12 protein-coding genes and 1 rRNA gene are annotated in these 13,520 nt (G+C 55.7%); all 13 read right to left on the bottom strand.

What is annotated here, in order from left to right; genetic code table 11:
• Nucleotides 1-9 precede the first annotated feature (9 nt).
• Nucleotides 10-909, bottom strand: a complete 900-nt coding sequence (locus CKROP_RS04220; protein WP_012731499.1) for a ParA family protein — start codon at nt 907-909, stop codon at nt 10-12.
• A gap of 286 nt (nt 910-1,195) precedes the next feature.
• Nucleotides 1,196-2,176 (bottom strand): site-specific tyrosine recombinase XerD, encoded by a 981-nt coding sequence (locus tag CKROP_RS04215; protein WP_012731498.1) that lies wholly within the window; start codon nt 2,174-2,176, stop codon nt 1,196-1,198.
• 61 nt (nt 2,177-2,237) lie between these two features.
• Nucleotides 2,238-2,897: an NUDIX domain-containing protein gene (locus CKROP_RS04210; RefSeq protein ID WP_052292356.1), complete on the bottom strand. Its 660-nt coding sequence runs from the start codon at nt 2,895-2,897 to the stop codon at nt 2,238-2,240.
• 136 nt (nt 2,898-3,033) lie between these two features.
• Nucleotides 3,034-4,698, bottom strand: a complete 1,665-nt coding sequence (pyrG, locus tag CKROP_RS04205) for a CTP synthase (protein WP_012731496.1) — start codon at nt 4,696-4,698, stop codon at nt 3,034-3,036.
• Between the two features lie 237 nt (nt 4,699-4,935).
• Nucleotides 4,936-5,895: a copper transporter gene (locus CKROP_RS04200; protein WP_012731495.1), complete on the bottom strand. Its 960-nt coding sequence runs from the start codon at nt 5,893-5,895 to the stop codon at nt 4,936-4,938.
• 28 nt (nt 5,896-5,923) lie between these two features.
• Nucleotides 5,924-7,117 (bottom strand): putative cytokinetic ring protein SteA, encoded by a 1,194-nt coding sequence (gene steA, locus CKROP_RS04195; RefSeq protein ID WP_041628802.1) that lies wholly within the window; start codon nt 7,115-7,117, stop codon nt 5,924-5,926.
• A 111-nt stretch (nt 7,118-7,228) separates the two neighbouring features.
• Nucleotides 7,229-8,938 carry a DNA repair protein RecN gene (gene recN / locus CKROP_RS04190; protein WP_012731493.1) on the bottom strand — a complete coding sequence of 570 codons (1,710 nt, stop codon included), beginning with the start codon at nt 8,936-8,938 and terminating at the stop codon, nt 7,229-7,231.
• Nucleotides 8,939-9,027: 89 nt separating this feature from the next.
• A complete protein-coding gene (locus CKROP_RS04185) occupies nt 9,028-9,942 on the bottom strand; it encodes an NAD kinase (RefSeq protein WP_012731492.1) in 915 nt (304 codons plus the stop codon).
• The gene (locus CKROP_RS04180) at nt 9,939-10,802 is read right to left on the bottom strand and encodes a TlyA family RNA methyltransferase (RefSeq protein ID WP_052292463.1); all 864 of its coding nucleotides are present in this window, start codon (nt 10,800-10,802) and stop codon (nt 9,939-9,941) included. The genes CKROP_RS04185 and CKROP_RS04180 overlap by 4 nt, the downstream gene beginning before the upstream one ends.
• Entirely contained in the window at nt 10,762-10,968 is a 207-nt protein-coding gene (locus tag CKROP_RS11310; RefSeq protein ID WP_012731490.1) for a hypothetical protein, read from the bottom strand. The genes CKROP_RS04180 and CKROP_RS11310 overlap by 41 nt, the downstream gene beginning before the upstream one ends.
• Complete coding sequence (locus CKROP_RS04170) at nt 10,959-12,062, bottom strand: HAD-IIA family hydrolase (RefSeq protein ID WP_012731489.1); 1,104 nt, start codon at nt 12,060-12,062, stop codon at nt 10,959-10,961. The genes CKROP_RS11310 and CKROP_RS04170 overlap by 10 nt, the downstream gene beginning before the upstream one ends.
• A 67-nt stretch (nt 12,063-12,129) precedes the next feature.
• Nucleotides 12,130-13,050 carry a tetratricopeptide repeat protein gene (locus CKROP_RS04165; protein WP_012731488.1) on the bottom strand — a complete coding sequence of 307 codons (921 nt, stop codon included), beginning with the start codon at nt 13,048-13,050 and terminating at the stop codon, nt 12,130-12,132.
• Nucleotides 13,051-13,391: 341 nt separating this feature from the next.
• Nucleotides 13,392-13,508, bottom strand: a 5S ribosomal RNA gene (gene rrf / locus CKROP_RS04160).
• Between the last annotated feature and the right edge of the window lie 12 nt (nt 13,509-13,520).

Here is a 13,520-nt window from a genome sequence, read left to right as displayed (position 1 = left end):
CCGCGTCGGTCACTTACTCAAACGCTCCACCATTTCACTGGCCACGCCCCGATATTGTTCCGCGGCTTCCGACGTCGGCGCCCAGGTCGTAATAGGTTCTCCTGCTACTGATGTCTCGGGGAATCTGACGGTCCGCGTAATAACGGAATCGAAAACTTGATCTCCGAATACTTCGATCACGCGCTCCATCACTTCCCGCGCGTGAAGAGTTCGGCGATCGAACATCGTGACCAGTATCCCAATAATTTCCAGGTTAAAGTTCAGTCGATCGCGAACCTTATCAACGGTATCGGTCAAGAGAGCAAGGCCACGCAAGGAGAAATATTCACATTCCATTGGGATAATGACTCCCTGTGAGCAGGCCAAGGCGTTCACGGTGAGCAGACCAAGTGACGGCTGGCAATCAATAATGATGTAATCGTATTCGCCTATCACCGGCCGAAGAGCCCGGCCCAGGCACTGCTCACGCCCCACTTCATTAACTAACTGAATTTCCGCTGCGGATAAGTCAATATTGGCAGGGACCAAATCCAAACCCGAGACAGCGGTTCGGTGGATGGTCTCAAGAATCGACGTCGACGGATCCACCAACAAGTTAAATACCGTGAGATCTAATTCATCATGCGGAATACCCAGGCCAGCTGACAGTGCCCCCTGAGGGTCGAGATCAACGAGGAGGACCCGTCGCCCATATTCAGCTAAAGCAGCTCCCAAGTTAATGGTCGACGTCGTCTTGCCGACGCCACCCTTCTGGTTACACATCGAGACGATCGTGGCCGGGCCATGGCGATCGAGCTGAGGCGGCTCCGGAATCTGTCGGCGTGGGCGGCCAGTCAGCCCCAGCTCGGGCGTCGGGTCGTCGAAAAGACCATCACCCTTATCCGACTCATGTGGAGACGATGCAACCACAGTCAATCCTTCCTCCGGAACTTGTCGTCGATACACGCACGCAGATCATTGTCTCGAGCAATGCTATGCATTCGGCCACCATGCGTACAGTGCAGCAACGATGAAAACCATCGATGTAATTCGACTATTACTCTACAATACGAAGGGGCTATGGTGCAGATGTCAAGGATTAAAACTTGACATAGTTCAAGTTCGCATTGAGAACTTAACGTAGCATTATGCCGAAAAACGGGCCGACGACGACGAACATACGTAGAGTCAAGGTCGAGACTATTCCACTGCCGACTTATGCCCGTGGATGAGACGTCGCATACACTTCCCGAAGATTATCAATAGATACGGCGGTGTAAATCTGCGTCGTCGTCACGCTTGCGTGCCCCAAGAGTTCCTGAACCGCCCTAATATCGGCGCCACCTTGAAGAAGGTGAGTCGCATACGAGTGGCGCAACGTGTGAGGCCCCACCGAATCGCCGAGCCCACACCGTTCCGCTGCCGCGTGGAGAAACTTCCATACCGATTGCCGGCCCAAGCGGTTACCCCGAGCATTCAGAAATAACGCTTTATCGCTCCGCTTGACCATCGAGGGGCGACCACGGACTAGCCACGCATCAATAGCGTGAAGCGCCGGCGCACCGATCGGAACGAGTCGTTCCTTCCTCCCCTTTCCCACAACACGGACATACGCGTGATTTCGATCAATCGAATCGATGTCGAGATTAAGGGCCTCGCTAATTCGCATTCCCGTGCCATACAGAAGTTCAATAACGGCACGGTCGCGAAGAGCAATCGGATTACTCGACTCATTCACCGGGCACGCCTCAATGAGCCGATTGACCTGTTCCACAGTCAGAGCATGAGGCAACGATTGACCGGAACGCAGAACAGTTACTCCCGCGGCGACGTCCCGAGCTAGTTGCCCTTCCTCGTGGGAAAACCGATGCAGAGAACGAACGGCGACGGTTGCACGGGCAGCAGACGATGCTGCCAGAGGCGACCACCCCAACGTCGAGTCCCCTCGTCGTAAATCCGCAATAAATTGCTCGATATCGGGCTCATCGACGCTATCGATGTTGAGATCATGCTGATCCAGCCACGCAACATATTTATTCAAATCACGTTGGTAATTCGACAACGTATTCGGGCTGGCGTTCTTTTCCACTGCGAGGTGATCGATATAAGCAGCCACCATGTGGGACGCGTCCGCTCCCGAATGCTGCCCCTCGCGAGGCTCATCCGCAGACGGGGTAAGCGGCCCTGAACTCGACATAGAAGACATAACCTCACACTTCGTTGTGCACAGAGAACTCAACTACATGTGTGAGACGCGCTCACTCATGGTGAGTGTCTCCAGGTAGTTTATCTGTCACCGTCACCTTGAGATCCGCAGTCGATTTCCCTGCTTCACGCAACTGTGCTTCGCGGCGCTCAGCCAATCGATACGGGCGCAAAGCATAGGGTTCGTCGACACTACGTGGGGAAACATCGTTTCGTATCACCTGCGCAGCCATCAAGATTCCGGATGTCGCGATAGCATTGCAAATGGTTCTATCCATGATCTGAGAAACGGCAGTATCCAGATCCACCCACGTCGACGTCAAGTCAGCCTCTTCATCATCCGATTCTGGGCGATCAACGTCGCTAAGATCCCGCGCAAGATATATGCGGACGGCCTCTTCACAGAATCCGGGCGACGACACAAGATCCGACAACAGGTCCCAACGCTCAGCGGCGAGGCCCACTTCTTCCTGCAGTTCACGGGACGCAGCCTGAAGGGGGTCTTCACCTGCAGCGTCCAAGAGTCCGGCAGGCAATTCCCATAGCCGTCGGCCCACGCTATGCCGATATTGGTGGATCAGCTTCACGCGTTCCCCGTCGAAAGCCACCACAGCGACAGCACCAAAGTGCTCGACGATTTCACGTCGCGCGGATGATCCACCCGGCATGGAGACAGTATCTTGCCGAACCGCAATAATCGGTTTGTCGAGCAAATACGTAGATTTCTCTACCGTGAAGTCATACGACCCCGGGCGACTCTGAGCCGACGGGTTCGCGCCCTCATCTAATGAGCCGGTATCAGGTGTGTTGTCTGACGGATTCGTGGCTAGTCCTCCTCACTTACCGTGACTACTTTTCCTCATCATTCTTGTGCTTCAACCCAGCTTTAACCAGGGCAGTGAACAATGGGTGAGCTTTTGTCGGACGGGACTTATATTCCGGGTGAGCCTGCGTCGCGACCATGTATGGATGGTCCGGATACTCAATAAACTCAACAAGTTTTCCATCGGGAGAAGTACCAGAGAACTTCAGTCCAACGCCATCGGTAATCCGCTGACGGTACGCATTGTTGATCTCATAGCGGTGACGGTGACGCTCCGAGACCTCTAGCGTCTGGTAGGCCTCAGCCACCACCGAACCCTTGTCCAACACAGCAGGATAAGCACCCAAACGCATGGTCCCACCAAGATCCGCTTCTCCGGAGACAGCAGCCATCTGCTCGGCCATCGTCGAGACCACGGGCTCCGTCGTCTGAGGATCGAACTCGGTTGAGGACGCGTCGGTAATTCCCGCGGCGCGCGCAGCCTCAATCACCATGCACTGCAAGCCCAAGCACAGACCCAAGAACGGAACGCGATGCGTCCGTGCGTAGCGGACCGCGCCGATCTTGCCTTCAATTCCACGAATGCCGAAGCCACCCGGAACGACGATGGCGTCCACGTTTCCAAGCTCTTTTTCTGCGCCTTCCTCGGTCTGGCACAAATCCGAGGGGACCCACTTCACGCGGGCACGAGCATTATTCGCAAATCCGCCAGCGCGGATAGCTTCTGTCACGCTGAGATACGCGTCGGGAAGATCGATGTACTTGCCCACCAAAGCCACGGTCAATTCATGCTCCGGCTCGTGGACTTTCCGAAGCAACGAGTCCCACTCTTCCCAGTCAACATCGCGGAACGGCAAATCCAGCCGACGAATGAGGAACGCATCCAGGTGCTCGCGGTGCAAAACCTTGGGAATCTCGTAGATGGAGTCGGCGTCGGCACAGGAAATAACACCTTCCTGATCAACGTCGCACATCAAAGCGATCTTTGCCTTGAGTGGCTCCGGAACTTCACGATCACACCGGAGGACCAGCGCATCTGGAACGATACCGATCGATCGCAAAGCGGCCACTGAATGCTGAGTCGGTTTGGTCTTCAACTCGCCTGACGGAGCAAGATACGGAACAAGGGAGACATGGATGAAGAAAATGTTCTCTCGTCCCACGTCGTGCCGTGTCTGACGTGCGGCTTCAAGGAAAGGCTGGGATTCGATGTCACCGACAGTTCCGCCGATCTCCGTAATAACGATATCGGGGCGAACGCCATTTTCATCCGGACGATCCATCGTCAAAATGCGATGCTTGATTTCATCCGTAATGTGGGGAATAACCTGCACGGTATCCCCGAGGTATTCTCCGCGGCGCTCCTTGGCAATGACCTCGGAATAGACCTGCCCAGTGGTCACATTTGCGTTCCCTGACAGGTTGCGGTTTAAGAAACGCTCGTAGTGTCCTAGGTCAAGGTCGGTTTCCGCACCATCGTCGGTCACAAAGACTTCCCCATGCTGGAACGGGTTCATTGTTCCCGGATCCACATTCAAGTAGGGATCAAGCTTCTGCATGGTGACTTTCAGGCCACGTGCCGTCAGCAGTTGACCTAATGAGGATGCTGTCAATCCTTTACCCAGCGATGAGGCAACACCGCCGGTGACGAATACAAATTTGGTGACATGCTCGGCGCGCGGTTGCGACACTATGCTCTCCCGAGGATCGATGATGGACAGTGATCAATGCTGGACAACCGCAACTGGCTTCGTAGAGATCGCCGGTTAACGGAAAATCCATCGGTCAAAGTGGCAATTATCGGTAGATATCCACAATCCCTCGGGACTTCAGCCTAACACGAAACTTTCACCATCGTCACTTTCACTGTCGTCATTTTGCGGTACACAACCAACCACAGCCGCGGGGACCCAGACCAAGAAGAGGCTTTACTGCGCGACGGCCGCCGTTGCGCCGTCCATAATTCCGTAAGAGCCAGTTTTTCCTGTGATGACGTCAGCTGAGGCACGAATTGCACTGACCTGCCCCGTGACGTGGTTAATGTCATCGACGGTGGAGATTTTGGCTTGGGAGTTCTCTTGCCCATCGTGGGAATCGCGCAGTCGAGCAATAACCCCGTTGTCTTCGGCCGCGCCGGGACGGGACGCGGCAACGACACCAGACCCGTTGTGGCCAAGGCCTTCAGTGAAATCACGGAGGAAGCCTGCTACATAATCATTGTTTCCCTTTTTGCCGTCAGAACCTCCGGTGATGAGAATAGCCACGTCGGCCGGTTCATCCAGGCCGTCGGCAGTCAGGAAATCTCCCTGAGTTAGTGAATCCCTGACTATTTTTCTCTCCGGGCCTGTCGATTGCTCTTGAGCATTATCTCCGCCTTCACTCTTCTTCAAGAAGGCGCCGCCCATCAGTTGCCCGATATGCCAGCCGGGTGACGAATTTCTCTCGGACAGTTGGATACCTGCCGGTAGTGTCGTCGCGGCAATGGACTTGAGGTCATCACCGCCGTCGCGAGAAACAAATTTGTCTTTCAGCCCAATAGTGCCAGCGACGTGGGCACCTGCGGGTTCAATGAGGCCATTGACAGCCTTCACATCATCTTTGTTGACGTCAGGCGTGGTGATGATCAGCACAGCCTTATCCTGCAACCGCCCTTTGACCGCATCTGGGGCAAGCGTCACCCCGAGTTGGTCGGCCGCCTGAACACTCTTATTAGCTTGGTTGCGTTCCGCGGTGACTGAGTCGACCTTGCGCTCGGTATCAACATTGTGCCGGGTGATGTGGCTGCTCGCGCCCGAGTGCGGGCCTAAAACATACACGCCGAAGACGGTTCCCAGCGCAATTCCGCACGCCGCGCCAGCAACTGCAATGCCTGATCGATTGTGAGACAAACTGTGCTCCTATGGCTGTAAAACTGCCTTACTTGAACAGATTCTGAACACTAATCGCGAAACTGTTCCACGTATCTATCAGGTTGTTGATAAATGAATCATCGCCTGACAACCCCGAAATAAGAATAATGGTGACCAGGGCGATAATAATGGCGATGACCGCCCACACCCATCCCAAGCCCGACGACCGCACCAGATAAAGCTCATTCACGGCGGAGGCATCGACCAACCGGGTACCGACTCGCGCACGAGTCAGCAACGCTGACGGAGCAGCATCCCGCTGATTCTCATCAAACAACGTCTCAATATCAAAGGGTGAACCACAATTAACGACGAGTGACGCGCCATGATAGCTAGCGATGAGCAACGCCAAATCCGTGGCTGAGTCGGTGGCCGCTGGGAAGGTCATCGCGCCGATGCCCAAGTCCTGGATTCGCTCCAAGCCTGCAGCGTGCCCGTCAGGATCGGCGGGCAGAATCACCGTTGCCCCGGAGCGCAACGCTCGATCGTTAATGAGCTCAGGATCGCCCACGATGATCGACGGCTTGTATCCCTTGTCCACCAGGACGTCAGCTGCATTTTCCACACCGATAAGCAGCGGATCGTATTCACGAATGAACGAGCGCAAGTCTTTAAGCTGCGACTCGACGTCGGCAGACGGGCTGACGACGATAACTTTTCGGTCTTGGATGGGGACATCAACATCTGGGATGCCTAAGCCGTCGATAAAAAGCGGCGATTCGGAACGCACGAATTCCGTCACATTGCCGGATAACGCTTCCATGTGATCCGCGAGCTGTTCACGCGAATCCTCAAAGACCGCTACGGCTCGGTCGAGAGTAATTTCCTTACCTCGAGCGACTTCGTCATCTCCTCGGTAAAAAGTGCCTTCGTCGAGGCGATATTTCTTCCCAGATTGAAGAGCCTGCCGCCCATCGGAGCCAATGCCGTCGATAAAAACAACGCCCGCATCGATAAGCATCTGGGGGCCGAAGCGAGGGATACTCCCCTGCTCTGTCTCTACCTCTGTCGCGACTGCGGAAACATGCATGTTGATAAGGCGCTGGGCCAGGCCTCGAGGGATTTCGGGCCCATCAATGATGGCAATATCGCCTTCAGCAAGCTTGCGCAGCTCTTTGGAGGAGTGAGCGATATCTCGAACCGTGGCGTTGAGCCCCGGCAGATCCGACTGCGACCGAGAGAACAGTTTCATGGGAGCCATCATTCCTGATTACCAACCGTTATGCACAGAGGCGCGCCGACTAAAGAGTCATCTCGGTCAGATATCTGCTGGTACGGGGACTATAAATCCGACGTTTCTCACGGGCGCTTCTTACGCCTGCGAGCGTTCGCGGGCTGCGGTGGCCAACAATTCCTCGGCATGTGCGCGTCCAGTATCGGTGTGGTCCAAACCGGCAAGCATCCGTGCAAGCTCTTCAACGCGCTCGCTCTCCTCTAGGGTTTTGACGCCCGACGTCGCCGCCACAGAGGCATCGACGCTTTTCGTGACAACGAGGTGTTGATCGGCGAAAGCCGCTACCTGTGGCAGGTGCGTAACAACAATCACCTGGCACTGTCGTGATAGCCGCATAAGACGCCGACCAATCTCCACCCCGGCGCGTCCTCCCACGCCGGCGTCAACTTCGTCGAAGACGATCGTTGTGCCGCGTCGTTCAGCGGACAGGACAACTTCAAGCGCGAGCATGATTCGGGATAGTTCACCCCCCGAAGCCGCCTGTGTCAGTGGACGGGGTTCAGCGCCGTCATAAGATCGCAGTCGGAATTCGACTTCATCGGTCCCATTTTTTCGGAAGACGGTATTTGTTGTCACTGCGATGTCCAGTGACGACGTCGGCATCGCCAAGCCCCTCATTTCTTCCGTGACCGCTTGTTCAAGTTTCCGTGCGGCACGTCGGCGAGCAGCGGTTAGTTTTTCAGCGATCTCGCGGGTCTTTGTCCCTGCTTCTTCTGCTTCCTTGGCTAACTTTTCGATGGTTTCGGTGGAGGTATCGAGGCTTTCCAACCGCTTGTAGGCGTTGTCACGCCATTCCAGGACCGCGTCAATGTTCGCGGCATATTTTCTCGTCAGCTCATTTAGCTGTGCCTGACGTTGAAGTGCAGCATCGAGTTCACCCGGGTCAGATGAGAGTCCGCCCAAATATCTGCTGAGGTCGGATGAAATGTCGCCTACCTGTTCAAGCAGGTTGTGAATTTGCGTTCCCAGGTTAACCAGCTGCGAATCACCGCTGGATGCCAACGCTGATTGCGCTTGACCCAAGAGGTCGATAGCCGATGACGTTTCCTCGGTATCGTCGGAACTCAGCGCCTGAAAAGCTCTCCCCGCGGAGTCTCGGAGTGAATCAACATCCTGGAGTCGTTTAACCTTGTCGACGAGTAACTCGTCTTCATGCGGCGTGGGACTCACGGCCTCAATCTCGTCCAGGGCGAATCGGAGCCGATCTTCTTCCTGAGCCATTTCTCGACGATGCTGTTGACGCCGAGTGAGCTCTCGCGTCACTGACCGCCACTGGTCCCTCAACACTTGGTAGCGCGACTTAATGGCCGCAATCTCGGGGTCAAACGAATCGAGGGCATCCCGCTGCTGATCCGTCGACAATAAACGCAATTGATCATTTTGACCATGGATAACTAGCAAATTATCCACCACAGCTGCCAGTCGTCCTGCAGTGACGGTCCGTCCGCCGACGTGGGCACGTGATCGACCTTTCGACGAGACTGATCGGGACACGACGACTTCGTTGTTTTCGGTATCCCCGCCGACGTTTTCAATTTCATCCGTGATGGCAGCACGGTCAGCTTCGTCGATCTCTGAAAAGTCAAAGATCCCTTCGACGAATGCTTGGGACTGGCCTTCCCTGACCCGCGACGAATCAGCTCGTGCCCCCTGAATGAGTTTCAGGCCCGACAGCAAAAAGGTTTTACCTGCGCCGGTCTCACCGGTGAGAACAGTAAGGCCGGGGGCCCATGATGCGGTAGCGCTAGGCAAAACTCCCAGGTTCTCAATGCTGAGTTCAACGAGCACTAGTTTCCCCTTTCATACACGTGCCTACCGACCGAAAGTTCCTTCGACATCCGCACCGTCTCCCAGCTCTGCCGACCGAGGCTCGTGTGCTACTTTTTGGGCCCCCGCCACCCGGACACAGGCAGACGAAACTTCGACACTAGACGGTCCGTAAAAGGTGCCGCGTCTAGCCTGACCCACCTGACAGGTTGATCGCCGCGGCGCACTTCCACCCTGGATCCGGGCGGGATAGGGATTCTTCTGATCCCATCCAGGTTCGCCGTCGCCGACTGCGTTGATGTGTTCGTCTCTATGGCGACCTCGGAGAAGGGGCTTACCACCAAAGGCCTTGCGAACAGTGCGTGGGCGTTATTCGGAACAACAAGGATGGCGTCCAGCGATGGCCATAGAACAGGGCCTCCAGCTGAGAACGCATATGCGGTGGATCCGGTGGGAGTAGAAACCAACACTCCGTCGCATCCGAAGGAACTCACAGGGCGTTGATCGACTTCCAACACTGCATCGAGCACGCCTTGTCTATCCACGTTCTCAACGGCCACTTCGTTAAGGGCCCAGCCACGGCCGAGGTTTCGCCCGTCGGGACCGTGAACACTGACCGAGAGCGTCATACGGTCTTCCACACGCCAGCTGTGATTGATGACGAGCTGAAGCGCCTCGGGGAGGGACTCCTGCTCCCATTCAGCCAAGAAACCGACGTGGCCAAGGTTGATCCCCAAGACGGGTAGATCGGCAGCATGAGCAATATCGGCGGCACGTAAGAAGGTTCCGTCGCCCCCGAGGACGAGTACTAACTCAATCCGAGCCGTATCAACTTCTCCGGATCGAAAAATCGGAAATGTGCCGAGGACCGGGTGCTTCGTAATGGGGTCCGACGACTCACTGGCGAGGACCCATACGGTCAGTCCTGCGTCCTTCAGATATTCAGCAGCTTCTGCTGCCGCTGCCAAGTTTGAATCCCGCCCTGTGTTTGCAACAAGCAGAATTTCCCGATTCTTCTCCGTCATTGAGGTCCTTCCTGCACTGCTGCCGACACCATGGATTCAAGTTTACCGGGTTCTACGGCCCGGACCCCACCATCCTTAACAAGCCATAAAAAATACTCCACATTGCCGCTGGGCCCCGGCAGAGGCGAGGCGACCACGTCACGAAGCGACAGCCCGAGAGTTTGAGCATACTGCGCAACGTTCACAATCGCGCTCGTCCGCAGGCTTTCCGAGCGGACCACACCGCCGTGCTCTAAACGGTCTTTTCCTACCTCAAACTGCGGCTTCACCATGGGTAGGAGATCTGCTCCCTCACCCATGCACTCAACGATCGCCGGGAGAACCAATTTCAGAGAGATAAACGACAGGTCCCCCACCATCAGGTCACATGGCCCTCCTGTCAGCTCCGGGGTCAGGTGCCGTACATTCGTCCTGTCTACTACGCGGACCCGTTCATCATTTTGTAGGCGCCAGATTAGTTGCCCATAACCGACGTCGACAGCGACGACTTCGCGAGCTCCGCGCTTAAGACAAACGTCGGTAAACCCTCCTGTTGAGGCTCCCGCGTCTAATACCCGACGTCCCTCGAATGACAGGCCCTCGGGCTCAAAAGCATCACACGCTCCAAGGAGTTTGTGAGCCCCACGCGATGCCCAATTATCGTCGACGCTTTTCTCCACTTTGATGGATATACCCGGTTCAACTCGGGTTGCTGGCTTAGTGGCTTGAAATCCATTAACCATGACGCGGCCACTGCGAATCATCTCAACGGCCTGGTCGCGTGATCGCGCAACTTTACGGTTTACTAACTCAGCGTCGAGGCGACGTCGACTAGGCTGCTTAGTCACGGGAATCCTCCAAGGCCTGATGAAGAAGGTCATGAGCCTTCTCGAGGCGATCAGCTTCTGCAGAGAGTTCAGAGGGGTCTCCATCGAGGATTTCGTACATATGCGCTGATAATTCGGCGCTTAATTCCTCGAGCGATTTGTTCGCTTCAGCCAGGCGTTCCTGCCTGAGACGTTCGACGTCACCGGGGGTTATCGCCATGTATCGATCACGCTTTGCGCAGTCGAATCGGTCGCTGTCACCTGTGTCACGGCGGGAGCTCCGTCTTCCCATGCTGCAGCAATCGCGGTCAGCAAGGCGTCATGGGAGCGTCGATCAGAAAAGCGAGCTTGCTGAGATGAATCCGCACCACCCAGGGATTCTTCGGACGAGTCCTCAGGAACCTCGCCCTCAACGGACGACAGTTGCAGAACGCCATCCGACGTCAGCTCTGCTTTCCATCCTTGCTTCGGCCCAGGTGTCGACCGATCAATCGGGTCGAACAAGGCCATCATATCGGTGGCGATATATGTGGGTCGCTCAGCAGGATCCGCAGCCAGAAGGTCTGTGTGCCCTGATATCCCGGTAATGACCATCAAAGATGGGATTCCGGCCGCGACACCTCCGGCAATGTCAGTGTTGAGGCGGTCGCCCACAGCCAAGGGACGATCAGAATGGAGCTCTTCCGCCGCCTGGGTAAACATGTCACCGGCTGGTTTTCCGGCAGAATCAGGGGTCACTCCCGTTGCCGTGGTAACCGCAGCAATCATCGACCCATTTCCGACGGTCAAGCCACGCTCGGTAGGCAACGTGGTGTCCATATTCGTCGCCACGTAGACCGCACCGTTATTAATTGCCAGTGCAGCTTCTGACATTTGCGGCCAGCCTGTCGTCGTCGCGTGGCCTTGGATCACAGCAGCTGGTTGATCGTCGGCCGACGTGACGACGCTAAACCCGGCTTCGTTGACGAGTTCTTTGAGCGAGTCTGATCCCAATACGATGACGCGCGAGCCTGCGGGAATTTTGCTGGTCAGCAGCGTTACTCCAGCTTGCGCGGAGGTTAAGACTTCGTCCTCAGAGGCGGGAATACCCATCTCCTGCAGAGCCTCGGCAACGGCGCTGGGTGATCGAGAAGCATTGTTCGTTATGTACTTCAAACCAACGTGGGAGTGAGCCTTGTTAAGGGCCGATACTGCTTCCGGGATTGGTCGTGCACCGTGGTACACGGTTCCGTCGAGATCGAGGAGTAACGCGTCGGTGCGGTCGATCAAACGCTCGCCAGACGTACCAGCGCTGTGATTGCTTGAGGCGGCCATCAAATCTTCCTTACTGGATATCATCCGTAGGGATCAATACATAACGACACCGTACGGTGTGTTTATCTTAATTGAGCTCAGCTAAGCGTTCTTTTGCGTCAAGAAGCTCGTCGGGATCATGATCGATTGTCTTTTGGAACCACGCCTTCGCTTCTGCAGTTCTCCCTGCAGCAGCTAGCGAATCGGCGTAAGCGTAGAACAACCGCGGAGCTTCCTCATCTTTCCGCTTCTCATCGAGATTCTCTTGTTCAAGCCCGACGACGGCTGCGTCGTATTGCTCTAAGTCTCGACGGGCACCAGCCACGACGATCGCGAGTTCCTCAGCTGAGTTTGAGTCAAGGAGCTTCGCCTGGTCCGACGTGCCAAGGGAGATGGCTTTCTCGGGGTGTCCTAGTCCGCGTTCGCAGTCGGCCATGACGGCGAGTAGGCCCGGTCCCCCGGAGATTCGGCGTGCCGCCCGGAGCTCTGAAAGGGCCTCTTTCCATTGGCCGGCATGGTAAGCCGCAATGCCACAGGTCTCACGGGCGATGGACACTCGACCTGCCCGATCTTTCGCTGCGCGAGCGTGCTTAAGAGCGAGCTCGGGATCCTCTTCCATGGCTAAGGCACTGGCTACCATGTGTTTCGCCACGACCTCGGCATTTTGTTTCGAAAGGCTGCGGAGGTCCTGCCGGACGGTCGGATCTAAATCGCGTTCAGAAATATCGGGTGGAAGTGACGGTTCATTGAGGTGCTTCTTAGACCGCTCTTCCCGGTAACCACTCTTCTTCGGACCGGAACGTCCTGACGCGTAATTCGCCTTATGATTGTTGCCGCGGTGGGAGTTCTTTTTATTAAAGTCGCGATTATTGCCGCGGTGCTTCCTGTCGCTAGAACCGGACTTGTCGTAGCGCTTTCCGCGATTGCCGCCACCGCTGAATCCATTAGAACCGTGTTTCCGGTTGGCAGCAGACCCACTGTGGCGTTTATTTGATTCGGATTCGTTCATAGTACTGCTCACTTCTTAACAGATTTTTGTAAAACATGTGTCGTCATTGTTTTTGATGTGCTGAAGCACCGATGACAGCGATGGGTTAACCGAAAAGATAATAGCAGAGGTTAAAGGAGTACTTTCAGCGGAACGGATGGTGGACGGAATCACGTTGGGGTCTATGCGGAATCAATATGCCCTGAATGGCTAGAAAACTCTATTCCCCCGGTTTTCTTGAATGCTTCACCTGTTTTTCGGGTGTGCGCATGCATAAAAAGGTGTGTGGTGTGGCCCACCCCCACCGGGTTCGGGCCGCACCACACACAAACACACACAACATATTAAATTAACTACGTTACGGTTGGCGGCGACCTACTCTCCCACACCCTCCCAGGTGCAGTACCATCGGCGCAGGCAGGCTTAGCTTCCGGGTTCGGAAAGGGACCGGGCGTGACCCCACCGCACTAACCACCAACACAACCTATAGG

This window comes from Corynebacterium kroppenstedtii DSM 44385 (assembly GCF_000023145.1).
Lineage (GTDB): Bacteria > Actinomycetota > Actinomycetes > Mycobacteriales > Mycobacteriaceae > Corynebacterium > Corynebacterium kroppenstedtii.
Note: the sequence above shows the minus strand (reverse complement) of the source record. Positions and strands in the feature narration are given on the sequence as shown.